Below are 17,583 nucleotides of genomic sequence, written 5' to 3' on the forward strand. Positions count from 1 at the left end.
TTCACGCTGGTCTTCGTGGCGGTCGGTGGTTTCATCGGCTGGCTGGGCGATCTGCTCATGGTCTACACCGACCCGATCACGCGGGTGCTGGGCGTGCTCACGATCGTGCTCGGGTTGGCGTTCATGGGTGTCATGCCCGGCTTCGGCCGCGAGTTCCGCTTCCACCGCCTGCCCCGCGCCGGCCTGGCCGGAGCGCCTCTGTTGGGGGTGTTGTTCGGGTTGGGCTGGACCCCGTGCATCGGCCCGACCCTGGCCGCGGTGCAGACCCTGGCCTTCGTCGAGGGCGGCGCCGGCCGGGGCATGTTCCTGTCCTTGATCTACTGCGTCGGTCTGGGGCTGCCCTTCGTGCTGGCCTCGTTGTTGTACCGGCGCGCGCTCAACGCCTTCGGATGGCTCAAGCGCCACACCCGCACGGTCACGGTGGTCGGCGGGGTCATGCTCGTTCTGGTCGGCCTGGCCATGGTGAGCGGACTGTGGACCGAGATGACCATCGGGATGCAGCGTTGGGCCGCCGACTTCCAGACGGTGATCTGAGATGGCCGTCCTCTCCGAGAACAGTGGGAACACGATGACCGACAAGGGTTCCTCCGGCCCGAAGGGTCTGGGGGTGATCGGGTGGGCGCGTTGGATCTGGCGCACGCTCACCTCGATGCGTACCGCGCTGATCCTGTTGTTCCTGCTCGCGGTGGGCGCCATCCCGGGTTCGTTCCTGCCGCAGAACGTGGTCAGCGTCGACCAGGTGGCCACCTACTACCAGGAGCACCCCGACCTGGCCCCGTGGCTGGACCGGTTCTACCTGTTCGACGTGTTCTCCTCGCCCTGGTACGGGGCGATCTACATGCTGCTGTTCGTGTCGTTGGCGGGCTGCGTGATCCCGCGGGCCCTGGTGCACGCCAAGGCGGTCCGGGCCCGGCCGGTGGCCACCCCCAGGAACCTGTCGCGGATGCCTTACGTGGCCCGTTTCTCCACAGATACCCCTCCCGATGAGGTGTTGGCTCGGGCCCGCAAGGTGCTCAAGGGCTACCGGGTCGAGCGTTACGAGAACTCGGTCTCGGCCGAGACCGGTTACCTGCGCGAGGCCGGCAACGTGCTGTTCCACTTCGCGTTGCTGGGCCTGCTGTTGGCCTTGGCGGCCGGGGCGTTCTTCGGCTACCGCGGCAACATGCTCATCGTGGAGGGCGACGGTTTCGCCAACACGCTGCCCTCCTACGACGCGATCTACCCCGGCCACTGGACCGACACCGACGCCTTCGAACCCTTCACGATCAGGTTGGAGGAGTTCGAGGCCACCTTCATCGAGGAGGGGAACCTGCGCGGGCAGGCCTCCTCCTTCGTGGCGGACATCCGTTACCGGGAAGGGCCGGGAGAACCCGAGCAGCAGCACACCCTGGAGGTCAACCACCCCTTGAGCGTCGACGGGGTGCAGATCTATCTGCTGGGGCACGGCTACGCGCCGCGGTTCGAGGTGCGCAACGCCGACGGCGACCTGGTCTTCGACCAGGCGGTGCCCTTCCTGCACCGGGAGACCATGACCTACACCTCGGACGGTGTCATCAAGGTCCCCGACACCGGAGGCGAGGAGCTCGGCTTCGTGGGCGTCTTCCTGCCCACCGCCATGGAGGACTCCGAGGGAGAACTCGTCTCGGGCTTCCCCGGAGTGCAGAACCCGATGGTGACCCTGGAGGCCTACCAGGGCGACCTGGGGATGGTCGACCCGCAGTCGGTCTACCAGTTGAAGACCGCCGGGATGGAGAACATCGGCGAGTCGCCCGTCATGGAGATCGGTGACACCTGGGAGCTGCCGGACGGCGCCGGGTCGATCACCTTCACCGGGGTGAAGGACTACGTCTCCCTCCAGAGCAACCGGGACGGGGCGCGCGTGCCGGCGCTGCTGGCCGCCTCCTCGGCCGTGGTCGGGCTTCTGCTGACGCTGTTCGTGCGTCCCCGACGGGTCTGGGTCCGCGCCACCCCGGGCGAGGACGGCCGCACCCGTGTGGAACTGGCCGGGCTCGGCAAGACCGAGGTGGCCGGCGACAACGCCGAGTTCCACGAGATCACCACCAGGCTCGCCGGGAGACTCTCCGGCGGGTCCGACACCGGAAAGGAGGAACGGTGAGTCCGCTCCCGGCCGCACCGGCGAACGAGGGCATGGCGTCGATCATCGGCGCCTTCGCCGCCCGTGCCCCTTTCCTCGGGCGGGCGTTCGCCTCCGGTGGTCCGTGTTCGCAGGCCTGATCCGGTGACGGGGCGGGACGGAGCCGGGGGACCGGCTCCGTCCCGCCCCCGTCGTTCCCGGGCATCGTGATGGTGTCCTCCACCACATGTCGGTGATTCTCCGCGATGGGCGAGTGACCTTCAGTAGCATCGCGGTGTGACGCGAACGGCGATGAGGACCCACCGGAGGGGCAGGCTCCTGCCCGTACTCCTGGTGGTCATCACCGCCCTGCACATGATGTGCGCGGTGGGCTGGTTCCAGCCCGATCCGGAGCACGAGACGGGCCCTCGCCTCCAGGCCTCCACCGCCGAACGGATCGCCGAACCCGCGCCTTCGAGCGTCCCCGGAGGCCAACAGGCCGCCTGCGAACAGCACCACCCCGGAGGCACCGACCTCGTTCCCGTCCAGGAACGAGGGGCGGGCGACCAGGGAACGCCCCCGGTGACCGACACCGCCCTGGCGACCCTGTGCCCGGAACCGTGGCCCTCCGTCTCCACCGGCGAGATGCGGGTGCTCAACACACGCCACGCGCGTCGCCGCCGCGAGAACTTCTCACCGCTGATCCCTCTGTGCGTCTGGCGCATATAGGAGCCGCTCCGGCCGTCCCGCCCCTCGTGGCGGAGACGGCCCGAAGCCCCTGTCGGACCTCCAGCACGTGAACCGGATCGGCGGGCCCCGAGGGACGCGATCCCCACCGGCCCCGCCGTCCCGTGGCGTGCTCAGCGGAAGAGAACAGTATGCGGACGAACATCGCTCCCACACCCGTGCCCGCGCCCAGTCCCGCCGAATTCCTGGCCGCACCGGCCACGACCATGCGCCGAACCCCGGCCGGAGCCGTGGGCAACACCCCGGTGCTGTGGGTCGGAGAACCCTACTGCGAGCCGCGCCGCGGCTTCTGGGCCAAACTCGAAGGGCACAACCCCGGCGGCATCAAGGACCGGCCCGCCCTCTACATGATCGAACGCGCCCGCGAGTCGGGACGGCTCGCGCCCGGCGGCCGGATCGTCGAATCGACCAGCGGCACCCTGGGACTGGGGCTCGCACTGGCCGGCATCACCTTCGGCCACCCCGTCACCGTGGTGACCGACACCGGCATGGAACCGCTCATGGTCCGCCTGCTGCGCGCCCACGGGGCCGAGGTGGACATCGTCGACACCCCGCACCCCCGAGGCGGATGGCAGCAGGCGCGCAGGGAACGCGTACGTGCGCTGCTCGACGCCGACCCCACCGCCTACAGCCCCGACCAGTACAACAACCCGCACAACGTCGAGGCCTACCGGGGTCTGGCCCACGAGCTCATCGCCCAGTTGGGACGCATCGACACGCTCGTCGCCAGCGTCGGCACCGGAGGACACTCCGCCGGGGTCGGCCGCGAACTGCGCCGTTTCCTGCCCCACCTGCGCGTGGTCGGCGTCGACGCCGTCGGGTCGGGCATCTTCGGCCAGCCCTCCGGAAAGCGGATCATGCGCGGCCTGGGCAGCAGCATCGTCCCCGGCAACGTCGACCACGGACTCTTCGACGAGGTCCACTGGGTCGACCCGGCGCGCGCCGTGCGCACGGCACGCACGCTGGCCTCCACGCACTATTGCAGCGGAGGCTGGAGCGTGGGCGCGGTCGCCACGGTCGCCCGATGGCTGGCCCACACCCGCCCCATCACCGAACGCGTCGTGGCGATCTTCCCGGACGGACCCCAGCGCTACTTCGACACCGTCTACAACGACGACTACTGCCGGGCCCACGGCCTGCTCGAGACCCCCTCCACCGAGGAGCCGGAGGAGATCTCCACCCCCTCGGAACGGGTCGTCACCGCGTGGACGCGCTGCGCCAAGGTGGGCGAGATCGCCGAGGGCCGCACGGACACGGTCGAGCGGAGCCGGCGATGATCACGACCTGGAACCGGCTCGCCTCGTTCGACCCGGCCGTGCGCCTGCTGATGGTCAACCAGCTGACCATCAACGCCGCCTTCTTCATGCTCATGCCCTACCTGGCCTTCCACCTGACCGACAGCGTCGGCGTCGCGGTGTGGGCGGTCGGGCTGATCCTGGGCGCCCGCAACCTGTGCCAACAGGGCATGTTCCTCGTCGGCGCCGGCCTGGCCGAACGGTTCGGCCACAAGTCCGCCATCATGGCGGGCTGCGGTCTGCGCACCATCGGGTTCGCGGCGCTGGGCTTCGCCGACTCCCTGGTCGTGCTGCTGCTCGCCTCGGCCCTGACCGGGTTCGCCGGGGCCCTGTTCAACCCCGCCGTGCGCGCCTACCTGGCGGCCTCGGCGGGGGAGCGCAGGGTGGAGGCCTTCGCGCTCTTCAACGTGTTCTACCAGGTGGGGTCGTTGATCGGCCCCCTGCTGGGCATGGCGCTGCTCTCCGTCGACTTCACCGTGGTCGCGACGGTGGCGGCGATCCTGTTCGCGGCCCTGACCGTGTGGCAGTGGCTCGCCCTGCCCACCGCGGCCCCCGGGACGGAGGACACCGACCGGGAGAGCGGTCGGGGCGTCATCGCGGGGATCGTGGACGTGTTCCGCGACGGACGCTTCCTCCTCATCGCGATCGCGATGTCGGGCACCTACCTGCTCAACTTCCAGGTCTACCTGTCGATCCCGTTGGCGACCCAGGACGCCGCGGTCGAGGTGGGGCTGGGCGCCGACCAGGGCCGGTACGCGGTGGCGTTCCTCTTCCTGGTCACCGCCCTGGTGACCATCGTCGGCCAGGTGCGGGTGGCCGCCTGGATCAAGGAACGGTGGGGCGCGGCCCGGGCGCTCCCCGCGGGGGCCTTCATCATGGCGACGGCGTTCCTGCCGATGCTCGCCGCGCCCGCTCTGATCGAGGCGGCGAGCGGATCGGAGTCGTGGGTCGCGGCCCTGGTCGCGGTCACGGCGCCCGGCGCCCTCACGGTCGCGCTCCTGGGGCTGGGGACCATGGTCGCCTACCCCTTCGAGATGGACACGGTGGTCCGGCTGGCGGGGAGGCGCTCGGTGGCGCTGCACTACGGGCTGTACAACACCTGCTCGGGGGCGGCCATCACCCTCGGCAACCTCCTGGTCGGGGCGGGACTCGATGCTCCCTCGCCGGAGGCCCGGAGCACGGTGTGGCTCTCGCTCGCCCTGGTGGGGGCGGTGTGCGCCACCGCCACCGCGCTGATCGGCCGGGCCGGCTGGTATTCGCCCCGACCCGAGCCGGAACCGGTGCCGGAACGGCGCCCGGTGTGACCGACGGCGGGCCGGCCCCGTGAGCAGGGGTCGGCCCGCCGAAGAGGGGCCGCCGGCCCGACGGTCCGTGGAAGGGCCGTCGGGCCGGCGGGCTCACCCGGGCGAGGGCCGGGTGAGAACGGGGGTCAGGGCCGTCGGGCCCCGACGAAGTGGGCCGCCCAGTAGTCCGCGAGACGGACCTCGGAGATGGTCTTGCCGCTGCTGGGAGCGTGGACCATCATGCCGTTTCCGACGTACAGCCCGTTGTGGCCCAGGTCGGGGAAGAAGAAGAGGATGTCCCCGGGCTGGATGTCCTCCCAGGCCACGGCGTTGGGCATCTCGTACTGGCTGTAGGTGGTGCGGGGGATGCTCACGCCCGCGGCCGCCCAGGAGGCCTGAGTCAGACCGGAGCAGTCGTAGCCGTTCGGGCCGGTACCGCCCCACAGGTAGGGCACGCCGATCTTGCTGTACGCGAAGTCGATCGCCGCGCGCGCGTCGCCCGAGGCCGATCCCGTGTACACGGCGTCCTGGCCCTCCGACGTGTCGCTCTCACCGGCGGTCGTGGGGTTCTCGCCTTCGAAGGAGGCCAGCAGCTCCTCCTGCTCGGCCAGGGCCTTCTCGACCTCCTCCTTGGCCTCCTCCAACTCCTCGAGGAGTTCCTCGGCGTCCTCGTAGGTCGCGTCGGCCTCGTCCTTCAGGGCGATCAGGCGGGCGTCGCTCTCGGCGTAGTCCTCCAACTGTCGGCGCCGGCTCTCGGACAGGTACGACAGGTCGGCGGCCTGATCGAAGATCTCCGAGGGGTTGTCGACGTACAGCGCGACCGCCACCGAGTCCGGGTCGCTGGATTGATAACTGGCGGCGGCCAGCTCCCGCACCTTCTGGAGGAGACCCTCGTAGACCTCCTCCTCGGAACCGATCTGCGCGTCGATCTCCTCGACCCGCGCCTCGGCGGTCTCCAGAGCCTCCTCGGCCTCGTTGAACTCCTGGACCAGCGAGCTGGACTCCTCCAGGAGCCCCTCGATCCGCTGTTCCACCTCCTCCTGGGTCGGCTCGGGCTCGGCGTGGGCCACGGCCAGGGGAGCGGAGAAGGAACCGAGGGCCACGGAGGCGCCGATCGTCATCAGGCGCCGGTGAAGGCCGGGGGTCCGCTTCGAATCCATGGGATGCACCTCATCGTTGATCCCGCGACCGGGGCCGGTGGCCCGGGGTCGCGAGGGACCGACGCGGCGGTGAGGCCGTCGTCGGTGGTTCGCGTGGGAAGGAAGGGATCCGCGCCCGGTCGACACGAGGCGGCGCCGTGCATGGGGGTGCGCCTCGGCGAGGGCGGGGATCAGGGGTGTATCGGCCCGTCGGTCGACGGTTCGGGTGTCGACGAGGGGGCCGGGGCCGATCGGCCTACACCCTCCGCACGCACAGGGAGATGAGCGCTCGAACGCCGCCGAGGCGAGGTGTGGCGTGCCGTCGTCGGGCGAGCGTGACCTGGGAGGGGGTGCGCTCGGGAAGCGGGAGCCGGAGGAAGCCGAGGAGACCGAACCCGAGCAGCAGCGGTCCGATGGCCGAGCCGCCGCGCTGGTCGGCGACGGCGCCGTCGCTCTCCTGGCAGTGCTCGTCGATCGAGGCCATGGAGGCGGGCGGAACGGCCTGGGTCTCGGCGCTCGCGACGGGCATGGGCCCGAACGAGAGGGGCTCGTCCTCCCAGGGGTGGCACAGCGAGATGAGGATGACCCCGAGAGCGAGCAGCACGGAGAACGCGGTCATCGTCCACGACCACGACGCTGATTTCGGACGGGGGTCACACACGGATGTGACGATACCGGAACCCGTGCCGCATCGCGGACGAGCCGGGCCTTCCGGGCCTCTGAGGGCGGCGCGCGCCGGACGCGACGACACAGAGGGCCTTCGCGCGACGTTCCCGCGCGAAGGCCCTTTCGACGAGGTCGGGTCCGGTCAGCCCGCCAGCTCGGCCGACAGGGTGATCTCCGTGCCGGTGAGGGCCTGGCTCACCGGGCAGTTGGCCTTGGCGTTCTCCGCGGCCCGTTGGAAGTCCTCCTCGGAGATCCCGGGCACCCTGGCCTGGACCGTGAGGTGGACGCCGGTGATACCCGTGCCCGGCTGGAAGGTCACCTCGGCACTGGTGTCCACCGTCTCGGGAGGGGTGCCCGCCTGGGACAGGCCGTGGGAGAGCGCCATCGAGAAGCAGGTGGAGTGGGCGGCGCCCAGCAGCTCCTCGGGGCTGGTGCGTCCGTTGGCCTGCTCGGCCCGGGAGGGCCACGTGACGTCGAAGGTCCCCACCCCGGAGGAGTCCAGGGACACCGTCCCCGATCCCTCCATGAGCGAGCCCTCCCAGTGCGTGGTCGATTTACGGGTGGTCGCCATGGGGTGCTCTCCTCGTGTGGTCGAACGACGTCGGTGGGCCGGCGGCTGTCCGGCCGTGGACAGGGTCGCATCGGTCGGGCCGTGAAGGCGATGGAAACGCCGGTCCCTCCCCGGTTTCGGTCCGGTTCGTGGTGGAACGTGGCCCCTTGGCCGGAGGGGGACGCCGGTTCCGGTCGGACCGCAGCCGTACATCCCACCGGACCGTCCGGCCCGGTGCGGCCTCTACCCGAGCACCTCGGCCGTGACGGTGGAGGTCTCGGTGTTCAGCACGGCGTCGAAGGCGTCGACGACGGGGACGTGGAGGTAGGAGCTCTGCAACCGGGTCCGGTCGGGCTCGGAGCCGTCGAGGGAGGAACGCCTGGGGCGCAGATCCACCAGGCCGGGGCCGAGGTCTCCGTCGGCGAAGACGGCCTCGACGGAACCGGGTTCGGGCGCCCCGAGTTCGGTGTCGTGCACGGTGAACCCGAAGGGCGCCGTCTCCTCCGGCACCATGTCCGCCGTGTTCCCGGAGACACCGGTCAGCGCCAGCGAGAAGTAGTCCCCGCCCAACGCGTCGTGCAGATAGTGCCCCATCGGGAACCCCGTGAGCCGGCCGTCGAAGAGGACCGGCGACTTCAGGATGTGGGCGTTGTGCGCGGCCAGCACGATCCGGGTCTCGGCGCCGCCGCGCTCCAGATGCCACAGCAGCGACGCGGCCATGGCGTGGTCACGCGCCGACACGTCGGCCGTCCGGCCGCGCCCGGCGAAGAGGTCGGCCATCGCACGGAAGGAGTAGTCCGTGTGGGCGGCGACCTCCAGCGTCCGCAGCGCGACGTCGTAGTCGCGTCGACCGCCCCGGGAGACGTAGAGCGGTTCGACGGACCGGAAGCGGATCGCCAGCCGGGAGAGCAGCGCGCCGAGAGCGTTCCGCTCGGCGGGGTCCAGGCGTTCCCACCTCGGCGCGGCCGCCGCCGCGGAGGGGCCGGCGAAGGAGGAGGCGATCCTCATGGCCTCCTCGACCTCGGGCAGGAACTCGGGGTCGACCCGGCGCAGGTACCCGGCGACCAGGGACAGGGCGGGCAGCAGCGAGCCTCCGGCGGCCGGGACGTCGACCCCGGCGAAGCCCACGGGCCGCTCCGCGCTCCGGTTGTGCTCGCGGACCCACCGCAGGGGAGCGTCGACCCCCACGGGGACGGCCGAGGCCAGATGGTCCGTCAGGTCCTCTTCGGCGCCCTCGCCCCGGGCCCAGGTGTCCAGCACGTGGCCCTCGGCGAAGCCGTACTCGAAGGCCAGGACGGTGAACCCGCAACGCTCCACGAGGAAGCGCAGCACACGTCGACGCACGGCCGAGAACTCCTCGATGAAGTGCGAGTTCTCGCCGACCGCGACGACCCACGCGTCGCCGATCAGCTCGCGCAGCGGCTCCAGGTCGTCCAGCGGGGCGTCGGGGTCGAGGTGGGCGAGCGGCGTGAAGTGGTCGCGCGACCAGGAGGAGAACGGGGAGGTCGGGGTCATGGGGGGGGCTCGATTCTCGATGCCGGAAGGCGGGGGCGGGGCGTCTGCACGGCGCGAAGCGCGCGATCCCCGGATCCTTCCACAGGCCCCCGATAATTCGAGTGACCGTCGACGGCGCCGCTGTTAACCTCCTTCCCATGAGTGCTTCGAGTGCCGCCGCCTGCGCCGCGGTGACCAGGACGTCCCGCTAGCGGCGGGGCGTTCCACACACCTTTCCTTCTCCTTCGGGATGCCCGGCCGCTTCGTGATCAGACCGAAGCGGCACCTTCGTGCTGCTCGGAATCCCTTCCTGAGCAACGGAGCACCTGATGTTTCCAGGCATGCCCTCTTCCCGGGGGCAAGGCCCCTCTCGCGCGCGTTCGTGGCTGGTGTTGTGCGCGATGTCGATGTTGCAGTTCTTCATCGCGGTCGACGTGACCGTGGTCAACATCGCCCTTCCCTCGATCGGCGACGACTTCGGGGTCGACGGCCACGCCCTGACCTGGGTCGTGGTCGGCTACACGATCACCGGCGGCGGACTGCTGATGCTCGGCGGCCGGTTCGGCGACCTCCTGGGCCGGCGCCGCGTCCTCCTGGCGGGCACCACCCTGTTCGGCGTGGCCTCACTCCTGGCCGGGGTGGCCCCCACCTTCGGGGCGCTGGTCCTCGCCCGCCTCTTGCAGGGCGTCGGCGAGGCCATCGCCCTCCCGGCCGCCATGGCCACCATCGTGCTGATGTTCCCCGAGGGGCGGAGCAGGTCGCGCGCGCTGAGCGTGTGGGCCGCCGTGGCCAGCTGTGGGCTGGTGCTCGGCTTCGTCCTATCCGGGGTCATCACCGCCCACCTGGGCTGGCGTTGGATCTTCCTGATCTCGGTGCCGTTCATCCTGGTCGTCGTCGTGGCGGCGCTCGTCCTCGTCGAACGCGACCGTCCGGTCGCCCGTGAGGCGGGCCGTCTCGACGTGCCGGGCGCGCTGCTGCTGACCGCCTCCCCGCTGCTGTTCACCTACGGGGTGGTCGAGATGGGCGAACCCGGAACGCCCTCCTGGGTGAGCGTGGCGGCCCTGGCCGGCGCGGTGCTGGCCGGCATCGGGTTCGTGCGGGTGGAGGCCCGGTCCCCGCACCCCCTTCTGCCGCTGAGCTTCTTCGCCGACCGGTCGAGGGTCACGGCCAACGTGACCACGATGCTGCTCAGCGGGGCGCTGTCGACCTCGTTCCTGCTGTTCACGTTCTACCTTCAGGACCATCTCGGCATCGGCCCGCTGGGCGCCGGACTCATGATGCTGCCGCTCGCGATCTCCCTGATCGTGTTCTCCACGCTCGTGCCCCGGCTGCTCGGCCGGTGGGGAGCGCGCGTGTGCGTTCTGACGGGGCTCGGGTTCACCGTGGCCGCGATGACCCTGATCGCGACGGTGGCCGTTCTGGGCGCCGGAGCGCCCTGGCTGGTCCCGGCGATGCTGCTGATCGCGGCCGGGATGGGCTTCGGGCTCGTCGGTCTTCAGTACATCGCGGTCAGCGGGGTGACCGAGGAGGACGCCGGGATCGCCTCGGGCGTGCAGCGGGCCGCCGACCAGCTCGGCGGCGCCACCGGGGTGGCGGTCTGCGTGGGAATCGGGTTCGCCCCCGCCCTGCACACCGCCGACCCGTTCCTGGTGGCGGCGCTGTTGGCGGGCGTCGGGCTCGTCATCGGAACCCTGGTGATCCTGCGTACGCCGGAGCCGGCCACCGTCGAGCCGAGTGAGCAGGCCGGCTGAGTGATCGCCCGCCGTCGCGCGCGAGCCCTCATCGCGTCCGCGACGGCGGGCGGCCCTTCGCCCATCACTTCTCGGAGAGGTCCTCCATGACGTGCTTGCGGCTGCTCTCGTAGATGATCTGGCTCCGGAAGCTCACGACCTCCCGCCGCTGACTGAGCCGGTCGATGAGGAAGTCGTGCAGGTGGTCCAGGTCCCGGGCCGAGACCTGGATGAGGAAGTCGTCGTCCCCGGCCACCACGAACACGGCCGACACCTCGGGGAGGGCGATCAACGCCTTTTTGAACGCGTCGATCACGGACCTGCTCAAGGGGCGCAGACGCGCGGAGACGAAGGCCTCGACCCGACGGTCGAGCGCGGCCGGGTCGATGTCGGCGTGATACCCGCGGATCACCCCGCGCTCGACGAGCGAACGCACGCGTTCCAGACAGGTGGAGGGGGCGACCCCGACGGTGCGGGCGAGCTCCCGATTGGTCTGCCGTGCGTTCAGTTGGAGCTCGCGAATGATCACCGAATCAAGTTCGTCCATGCGGCCACTTTAACTCGATCTCCGAACTTCCTTCGATTCACTGGAATTGAATCCGTTCATATATCTAACATCTGCGTGGATCAACAGACGAATGATTTGGAGAAGGCCCGTGAAGCCGTCCATGAAGATGATCATCGCCCTGCGTGAGGGGCTCGAACCGGCGCTCGCCGCCAACGCCGCCGCCGTGCTGGGGCTGGCCATGGGCGGCCGGCTGGAGGACTCCGTCGCCGCGGACGGGAAGGACGCCTCGGGCAACGTCCACGCGGGGCTCAACCCTCATCCGGTGCCCACGCTCACGGCCTCGGCGGACCTGCTCCGCGAGCTCTACGAGAAGGCGTCGGCGAGGGAGGACATCGTCACCGTGGGCTTCAACGAGGTGGCGCGGCGGTCCCGAACCTATGAGGAGTACGAGACCGCCTTGGCCGCGACGCCCACCTCGGGGATCGACCATGTCGGCCTGGCGCTCTTCGGGCCTCGCAACGCGATCACGAGGCTGACGAAGAGGCTTCCCCTGCTGGCTTGAGTCGAGGGCGATCGAGGGGAGGGGCATGGCTCAGGGGCGATCGCCCCGGCGGGCCGGTGCCCAGCCGGGTGTCGTAGTTCTGCCCAGGTAGGTCAGTGCCTTTTCCCTGAAGGCGGCCCGCAGTACGTCCATGTCCACTCCCTCGTACGGCCGGGGCGTCGGTCGTGTGGACACCGTGTTCTCGAAACAGGGTCGAGCCCGGATCCTCACGACTGTGGAGGGGCAAGTAGGTGAGGTGTCCTCTCCCGGCTTGCTTCGGGGCGGGTGTGGTAGGGATGAGTGAGGAGCGGAGGCCGCTTCGATCCGGAGGTTGCGGGAAGATAACGGCCTCTGTTTCCGCAGGTCGTTTTCCCTGAGCCCCATGCACGTGGGGATGGGCCGCATTCGTGGTCGGGCAGTCGGGGTTCGTGGGTCTGAGCCCCATGCACGTGGGGATGGGCCGGCCCCGCCCCTTTCGGGGGCGGGGCCTTGTGGCTGAGCCCCATGCACGTGGGGATGGGCCCTCGCCGCCTACATGAACGTGCTGGAGGACGCCCTGAGCCCCACGCACGTGGGGGTGGGCCAGATCCGAGCCCGTTAGTGTCGGGGCATGGCCTCTGATCCCACGGAATCCTTCGCCCGTCCCCGTGTTGCCGCCGGCGCCCTGTTCTTCGATGAGCAGGGGCGGGTGATGATGGTGGTCCCCACCTATAAGGACTATCTGGATATCCCCGGCGGCTACATCGAGCATGGGGAGACCCCGAGCCAGGCCGCTGCGCGTGAGGTGAAGGAAGAGCTGGGCATCACCCCGCCTATCGGGCGGCTCTTGGTCGTGGACTGGGCGCCGAACCTCTCCGAGGGAGACAAGCAGCTGTTCGTCTTCGATGGGGGAGTCCTCGATCGGCGGTGGCTCGACCAGATCGCTTTGGACCCGGCTGAGCTGGCCGGCTATGAGTTCCATGAGGTGGCTTCGATCGAGACGGCGACGATCCCGCGGCTCGCTCGCAGGATCGTTCAAGGGGCTCGTGCGCGTCGTGAGGGGACGACGGTCTATCTGGAGAACGGCGAGGCCGTTCAGTAGTTGCTCCCCGACCCTCCTCCGAGGGGCGAGTTCCTCGTCTTCGGAGTGCGAAAGGGCCCTCGGCTCGGAGCGTGGCTCCGGACCAAGGGCCTGGGGGTGCGCGAGCTCATCGCCGCGTAGGGCCGTCTCCGGGGGAGAACGGAAGGAACGGATCGCTCCCGCCGCCTCCTGCGCCGACCCCGGGTAGCCGGATCACCAGCCCCGCCAGGCCTGCCTCTCCTTCTCCGTGATGACCGCCGGACCGTTCGGCGAGCCCTGGTTCATCCAGTCGGAGAGGTCGTTGTTGCCGACGAAGAGATTGGCCGCCATGCTCCGCACCTTGTCCGAGGGCAGGCGGAAGGACCACCCGACGTTGTCCTCCAGGGGTACGACCAGGACGGTGCGGTCGGAGCCGCTCATGGAGGCGTGGTCGGCGATCACGACCACTTCCTCGCCGGTCTCCTCGTCTTCGTTTTCGTCCTCGTTCGGACGGACGATCGCCATCACCTGCTCCGGTGTGGCCCCCGCGAACGCCGGATCGTCCACGATCTGCACGTAGGGCTGGTACTCCTCTGGGGTCTCCACCCGGGGGTCGAGGCGGTCCACATCCTCGGCGAGAGTGGCCCAAGCGCGGTCGTTGCTGAAGTCGGTGCGCACGAGCAGCCCCCAGTTGTTCTGGGTGACCACGGGCAGGGGTGCGACGGGTGGCCGGTAGTGGGGCGGGTGGGTCGCGGTCTCCAGGACCTCGCCCATCACTTCGGAGACGCCGTCCAACCAGTCCTCGTAGGACTCGTCGGGTTCGAGTTCGACCTCGGCGGCGCCGCACTCCTTGTGGTGCTCCAGGGTGTCCTCGATGCCGGGGCGGTGCGTGACCAGGTAGGTCATGGCCGCTTGGCGGGGCGTGACGCGGAAGCGGTAGAGATCGTCGTCGTCGGGGAGGAAGGCCGTGAGCGGGCGCAGTGCGGGATCGCGGGTGGTGCCGCGGTCGGCGATCAGGACCAGGTCGGGAACCCAGACGTCCTCGCCGCTCAGTGCCTCGGACACATCCACGGGGGCGGCGCCTCGCCAGGCGGGGTCCTGGGAGATGAGCAGGCGCCGGGGGATGGGCCCCTGGGCCGGGGGCAGGGGTTGTCCGGGGGAGTGGGCGACCATGCCGGGCAACTCGCCCATACGCGAGAGCACGTCGTTCCAGGTGGTGTCGTCGCAGTCGCCGCGGATCAGTAGCGCGCCGGGCACGCGCTCGGTCTCGCCGTCGGGGGACAGGGGCAGGGCGGGGGACATCGGGGGCCTCTTCACGGTCGCGGCCTATGGTTCGTCCCTTGTATCGGTCGGGCCCGACAAACCGGTGCCCCGGGGGTGAGGGCAGAGGCCGGTCTCTACGCCAGGACCGATGATCTCGGATGGCCTGTTCCGGTCACGGCCATTGGCCGAGCACGGGGAGAAACCTAGGCTGGCCAGCCTCCCTGACCCTCTTCCCCGGAGCCTCATTGAGTTACGACACGGTCGCGCTGGTCGCCCAGGAACCCGGCCTGGAAACGGTCGCCCGCACCCTGGAACGGACCGTCCCGGGTCTGTGGATACAAGCCCACCCAGGGATCGGTCTGCTCGAACTGCGCAGCGATGACCGAAGGTGCGCCCGACTTCAGTTCATTTAAGCACGCGCATCCCAAATAGTGTCCTGATTCGAATCAAGTAACGGGAGGGTATTAATGAAGCGAGTCAATGAAGAAGAGTTGGAGTACGACTACGACGACTACGGTGCTGCCCTGTTGGATGGGGAGCCGTTTACGGGAGAGGCGATCGATAAATCAGGCGATGTGGTCGTTGGTCTGACGACCTTCGTTGACGGTAGGGAAGACGGTCCACAGGTGGAGTGGTGCGAGAGTGGTCAAATTCGAGCGGAGGGTTGGGCTTCCCGATTTGGAGGGGCTGCGGGCGTTTGGAGTGAATGGAACGAATCGGGTCAACTTGTGGAGAGGAAAGAATTAGATGAGAAGGGGAATCTGATATCTTGGCGCCAATGGGGCGAGGATGGAGCCCTGATCAAGGATGAAACCTATGACCCTCTGTGGTGATCCCGGGAATGGAACTGCTGATCTTTGGTCATGCGGTTGTCGGGGGCTCTCGATGAGGTACAGGTACCTCATCGCCGAGGACCTGAGAGGGACGGTGTTCGACGGCTGTGATTTCACGAAGGCCGAGTTGCAGGGCTCTCTGATCGAGGGTGCCCGGTTCGTCGAGGCGAACTTCTATAAGGCCTGCCTTTCCGAGTGCTCGGGGGAGGGCGCCGACTTCACCGGTGCTCGGCTCGTAGGGGCGGAGTTCTATCGCTCGGAACTGGCCGGATCGGTGTGGTCCGGTGCCTGGATCAACGCGTCATGGATGCACGAGACCGACCTGAGGGGAGCGGATCTGAGAGGGGTCTGGTTCGGCCCTGATGACAGGGCGGGACGTACCAGGTTCGTCTCCACTCGGATCGGGGGCGCGGACGTGCGGGGCGCGGGCGGATGGGTCGAGGGTTCGGCGGATGTCGGACCTCCCGGGGAGCCTCGCGTGCTCGTCGGGGACGAACTCGCGGCCTGGTTCGCCGAGCAGGGCGCGCCGGAGGTGAGGGTCGGTAACGTCTGACGTGGATCCGGGCCGTTCCGTGCCTGTGCTTCCGGCCGATGGCCGGTTCATGATGTTCGGGCTTGAGCATGGAAGGTTCCCCGTGCTTCGGGTGCTCCGGATGGCGCTTATCCCGACCAGGGGCATCGATTCTCTCCAGGCGAGCTCGGATCAAGATCGAAGATGCCGGGAAAGTCGGTCCGGATTCATGAGAAATTGATGCGTGCGCACTCGGAGGTGGTGAGGAAGGCATGAACTCAGGGCCTGCTGACCGGATCAACGGTCGACGTGCGCGGGACATGATCGGCAAGGATCCGACCCCCGTGCGTTACTACATGATCCGGTGGGAAGGGCTTCCCATCGGAGCGCTTTTGGTCCAAGGGGAGCGCAATACCAGGTTCCTCGCGGTCATGGGGGCGACCGACCTGGAAACCAGGATCAGCTCGAGTAAGGCCTGGGGGAGTCGTCTGTCGAAGGACGCTGAAGAAGGGTTCGGCCCGATCGATTCCATTCGAAGGTGGAAAGGGGTGCCGTCGCAGCCGGGGGTCGGCGGAATCCCGCAAGACGCCCGACTCCATACGTGCGCCGACCTGGGTGAGCTGAGCCGGCTCCTCAACCCTGGTCACGAGCCAGAGAAGGACACCATCAACGAGCGTCTCCAAGATCCTCACATGTTGTACGGGCGGGATCGGGGGCCGTTCGTAACGAAGAGGGTCGACACGGGTTACAGGATCCTGGCCCGCGGGGAAGTCCTCTACCGTCCGGTGCGTATGGAGGGGACGATCATCGGCTTCTTGTGGGCTTCCGACGCGGAGAACGCCCGGGGTTATGAACCGCGACCCGTGGCCGGTCCGTCGGCATGGCGTGCCGAGAGCTGGTGGATCGATCAGGCCGCCGAAGCGGCGGCCAGGGGGTTGACACCTGTTGGTGCCCTTCGTGAGCGCATCGGGATGCCCGAGGATCCCGTCGGGGGACGGCTCGATTCAAGCGACGACGAACTCATTGCTGCCTCGACGAGAGACCTCCGACAGATCGCCAGGCCGACCTGAGCCCCACGCGCGTGGGATGGACCGACCACGACAGTCGACCGCGCCGGACCAGTTCACCTGGGCTCCACCCACGCCGGGGCGATCCCATTTTGTCCAAGCAGCCCCTGAATCTGCCCCCTGTTCCTCGCGAAAATGTCTAGGCTGATGGGAGTGGTGTTCGGGCGGGTGGTTGCGGGATGTCTGGTTTGTCTGTTTTTCAACAACGTGCAGAAATGACGGGTCTGCTGGGGTAGCGTCGCAGGTCAGGACTGCTCCCCGTGCACGCGGGGATGGACCCAGCACCAACACCGTCGACACCGCCACGATCACCTGCTCCCCGTGCACGCGGGGATGGACCCATCTGAAAATCGCATCCTGGGTCCAACATCTGCTGCTCCCCGTGCACGCGGGGATGGACCCGACGCTTGATCCAGCCACGGAAAATCGCCGAACTGCTCCCCGTGCACGCGGGGATGGACCCATCGTGGTGTAGGTTTCTATCTCGCTCTGTTCCTGCTCCCCGTGCACGCGGGGATGGACCCACCCCCGACACCGGCACCCCCGGCCGCACCCCCTGCTCCCCGTGCACGCGGGGATGGACCGGAAACACCGTGGTCATCAACACCACCAAGTTCCTGCTCCCCGTGCACGCGGGGATGGACCTTTGGCGGATGCCGTGGCCTCGGCGGCGAACAACTGCTCCCCGTGCACGCGGGGATGGACCCCATCCGGCCTTGTGCGCCCTGTCCCACCTGCGCTGCTCCCCGCGCACGCGGGGATGGACCCACCCGAGCGGCCTACGCTCAGGACCGGGCCCACTGCTCCCCGCGCACGCGGGGATGGACCCACCCGAGCGGCCTA

The 17,583-nt window shown here is 69.1% G+C and carries 19 protein-coding genes and 1 CRISPR repeat array (1 of these 20 only partly in view); of the genes, 13 read left to right on the forward strand and 6 right to left on the reverse strand.

Annotated features, from left to right (window positions below; translation table 11 throughout):
• The 6 genes from D451_RS0125550 to D451_RS0125575 all read left to right on the forward strand — a co-directional run.
• The coding region (locus tag D451_RS0125550; protein WP_017536532.1) for a cytochrome c biogenesis CcdA family protein at positions 1 to 534 on the forward strand (534 nt) is incomplete at its 5' end.
• A 1-nt stretch (position 535) separates the two neighbouring features.
• Positions 536 to 2,116: a cytochrome c biogenesis protein ResB gene (resB, locus tag D451_RS0125555; protein WP_017536533.1), complete on the forward strand. Its 1,581-nt coding sequence runs from the start codon at positions 536 to 538 to the stop codon at positions 2,114 to 2,116.
• Positions 2,113 to 2,235, forward strand: a complete 123-nt coding sequence (locus D451_RS28855; protein WP_017536534.1) for a hypothetical protein — start codon at positions 2,113 to 2,115, stop codon at positions 2,233 to 2,235. Before resB ends, D451_RS28855 begins: the two co-directional genes overlap by 4 nt.
• Positions 2,236 to 2,371: 136 nt before the next feature.
• Entirely contained in the window at positions 2,372 to 2,803 is a 432-nt protein-coding gene (locus D451_RS0125565; RefSeq protein WP_152473012.1) for a hypothetical protein, read from the forward strand.
• A gap of 149 nt (positions 2,804 to 2,952) precedes the next feature.
• A complete protein-coding gene (locus D451_RS0125570) occupies positions 2,953 to 4,098 on the forward strand; it encodes a PLP-dependent cysteine synthase family protein (RefSeq protein ID WP_017536536.1) in 1,146 nt (381 codons plus the stop codon).
• Positions 4,095 to 5,420 carry an MFS transporter gene (locus D451_RS0125575; protein WP_017536537.1) on the forward strand — a complete coding sequence of 442 codons (1,326 nt, stop codon included), beginning with the start codon at positions 4,095 to 4,097 and terminating at the stop codon, positions 5,418 to 5,420. The genes D451_RS0125570 and D451_RS0125575 overlap by 4 nt, the downstream gene beginning before the upstream one ends.
• 125 nt (positions 5,421 to 5,545) lie before the next feature.
• Here D451_RS0125575 and D451_RS0125580 read toward each other — a convergent pair whose 3' ends face one another.
• The 4 genes from D451_RS0125580 to D451_RS0125595 all read right to left on the reverse strand — a co-directional run bounded on the left by D451_RS0125580 (position 5,546) and on the right by D451_RS0125595 (position 9,269).
• On the reverse strand, positions 5,546 to 6,559 hold the full coding sequence (locus D451_RS0125580) for a C40 family peptidase (protein ID WP_017536538.1): 1,014 nt from the start codon (positions 6,557 to 6,559) through the stop codon (positions 5,546 to 5,548).
• Between the two features lie 235 nt (positions 6,560 to 6,794).
• Entirely contained in the window at positions 6,795 to 7,157 is a 363-nt protein-coding gene (locus D451_RS0125585; protein ID WP_017536539.1) for a hypothetical protein, read from the reverse strand.
• 189 nt (positions 7,158 to 7,346) lie between these two features.
• The gene (locus D451_RS0125590; RefSeq protein ID WP_014913421.1) at positions 7,347 to 7,775 is read right to left on the reverse strand and encodes an OsmC family protein; all 429 of its coding nucleotides are present in this window, start codon (positions 7,773 to 7,775) and stop codon (positions 7,347 to 7,349) included.
• 222 nt (positions 7,776 to 7,997) lie between these two features.
• Complete coding sequence (locus D451_RS0125595; protein ID WP_017536540.1) at positions 7,998 to 9,269, reverse strand: erythromycin esterase family protein; 1,272 nt, start codon at positions 9,267 to 9,269, stop codon at positions 7,998 to 8,000.
• A gap of 320 nt (positions 9,270 to 9,589) precedes the next feature.
• On the opposite strand from D451_RS0125595, the gene D451_RS0125600 reads away from it, so the two are divergent.
• Entirely contained in the window at positions 9,590 to 10,999 is a 1,410-nt protein-coding gene (locus tag D451_RS0125600; protein WP_241463389.1) for an MFS transporter, read from the forward strand.
• 64 nt (positions 11,000 to 11,063) lie between these two features.
• Here D451_RS0125600 and D451_RS0125605 read toward each other — a convergent pair whose 3' ends face one another.
• Positions 11,064 to 11,525 (reverse strand): Lrp/AsnC family transcriptional regulator, encoded by a 462-nt coding sequence (locus tag D451_RS0125605; protein WP_017536542.1) that lies wholly within the window; start codon positions 11,523 to 11,525, stop codon positions 11,064 to 11,066.
• A gap of 109 nt (positions 11,526 to 11,634) precedes the next feature.
• Between D451_RS0125605 and D451_RS0125610 the strand changes: the two genes are divergently transcribed.
• The gene (locus tag D451_RS0125610; RefSeq protein ID WP_086003602.1) at positions 11,635 to 12,048 is read left to right on the forward strand and encodes a DUF2000 domain-containing protein; all 414 of its coding nucleotides are present in this window, start codon (positions 11,635 to 11,637) and stop codon (positions 12,046 to 12,048) included.
• A 589-nt stretch (positions 12,049 to 12,637) separates the two neighbouring features.
• Positions 12,638 to 13,108 carry an NUDIX domain-containing protein gene (locus tag D451_RS0125615; RefSeq protein WP_014912231.1) on the forward strand — a complete coding sequence of 157 codons (471 nt, stop codon included), beginning with the start codon at positions 12,638 to 12,640 and terminating at the stop codon, positions 13,106 to 13,108.
• Between the two features lie 192 nt (positions 13,109 to 13,300).
• On the opposite strand, the gene D451_RS0125625 is transcribed toward D451_RS0125615, so the two are convergent.
• Complete coding sequence (locus D451_RS0125625) at positions 13,301 to 14,368, reverse strand: DUF6924 domain-containing protein (protein ID WP_014908189.1); 1,068 nt, start codon at positions 14,366 to 14,368, stop codon at positions 13,301 to 13,303.
• Positions 14,369 to 14,574: 206 nt separating this feature from the next.
• Between D451_RS0125625 and D451_RS28130 the strand changes: the two genes are divergently transcribed.
• The 4 genes from D451_RS28130 (at position 14,575) to D451_RS0125635 (ending at position 16,743) form a co-directional block, all read left to right on the forward strand.
• A complete protein-coding gene (locus D451_RS28130; RefSeq protein ID WP_014913589.1) occupies positions 14,575 to 14,742 on the forward strand; it encodes a hypothetical protein in 168 nt (55 codons plus the stop codon).
• 54 nt (positions 14,743 to 14,796) lie between these two features.
• Positions 14,797 to 15,162 (forward strand): toxin-antitoxin system YwqK family antitoxin, encoded by a 366-nt coding sequence (locus tag D451_RS28010; protein WP_152473014.1) that lies wholly within the window; start codon positions 14,797 to 14,799, stop codon positions 15,160 to 15,162.
• A gap of 52 nt (positions 15,163 to 15,214) precedes the next feature.
• On the forward strand, positions 15,215 to 15,715 hold the full coding sequence (locus D451_RS0125630; RefSeq protein WP_017536543.1) for a pentapeptide repeat-containing protein: 501 nt from the start codon (positions 15,215 to 15,217) through the stop codon (positions 15,713 to 15,715).
• Between the two features lie 302 nt (positions 15,716 to 16,017).
• Positions 16,018 to 16,743 (forward strand): hypothetical protein, encoded by a 726-nt coding sequence (locus tag D451_RS0125635; protein WP_234305913.1) that lies wholly within the window; start codon positions 16,018 to 16,020, stop codon positions 16,741 to 16,743.
• A 248-nt stretch (positions 16,744 to 16,991) separates the two neighbouring features.
• Positions 16,992 to 17,583: direct repeats of the CRISPR family, unit length 29 nt; unit sequence CTGCTCCCCGCGCACGCGGGGATGGACCC; it runs 230 nt beyond the window's last position.

The organism is Nocardiopsis alba DSM 43377 (genome assembly GCF_000341225.1).
In the GTDB taxonomy this organism is placed as follows: domain Bacteria; phylum Actinomycetota; class Actinomycetes; order Streptosporangiales; family Streptosporangiaceae; genus Nocardiopsis; species Nocardiopsis alba.

Coding starts and splice junctions, on each gene's coding strand:
- resB (WP_017536533.1), top strand. CDS start 536: ATGGCCGTCCTCTCCGAGAACAGTGGGAACACGATGACCGACAAGGGT.
- D451_RS0125570 (WP_017536536.1), top strand. CDS start 2,953: ATGCGGACGAACATCGCTCCCACACCCGTGCCCGCGCCCAGTCCCGCC.
- D451_RS0125575 (WP_017536537.1), top strand. CDS start 4,095: ATGATCACGACCTGGAACCGGCTCGCCTCGTTCGACCCGGCCGTGCGC.
- D451_RS0125580 (WP_017536538.1), bottom strand. CDS start 6,559: ATGGATTCGAAGCGGACCCCCGGCCTTCACCGGCGCCTGATGACGATC.
- D451_RS0125585 (WP_017536539.1), bottom strand. CDS start 7,157: ATGACCGCGTTCTCCGTGCTGCTCGCTCTCGGGGTCATCCTCATCTCG.
- D451_RS0125590 (WP_014913421.1), bottom strand. CDS start 7,775: ATGGCGACCACCCGTAAATCGACCACGCACTGGGAGGGCTCGCTCATG.
- D451_RS0125595 (WP_017536540.1), bottom strand. CDS start 9,269: ATGACCCCGACCTCCCCGTTCTCCTCCTGGTCGCGCGACCACTTCACG.
- D451_RS0125600 (WP_241463389.1), top strand. CDS start 9,590: ATGCCCTCTTCCCGGGGGCAAGGCCCCTCTCGCGCGCGTTCGTGGCTG.
- D451_RS0125605 (WP_017536542.1), bottom strand. CDS start 11,525: ATGGACGAACTTGATTCGGTGATCATTCGCGAGCTCCAACTGAACGCA.
- D451_RS0125615 (WP_014912231.1), top strand. CDS start 12,638: ATGGCCTCTGATCCCACGGAATCCTTCGCCCGTCCCCGTGTTGCCGCC.
- D451_RS0125625 (WP_014908189.1), bottom strand. CDS start 14,368: ATGTCCCCCGCCCTGCCCCTGTCCCCCGACGGCGAGACCGAGCGCGTG.
- D451_RS28010 (WP_152473014.1), top strand. CDS start 14,797: ATGAAGCGAGTCAATGAAGAAGAGTTGGAGTACGACTACGACGACTAC.
- D451_RS0125630 (WP_017536543.1), top strand. CDS start 15,215: ATGAGGTACAGGTACCTCATCGCCGAGGACCTGAGAGGGACGGTGTTC.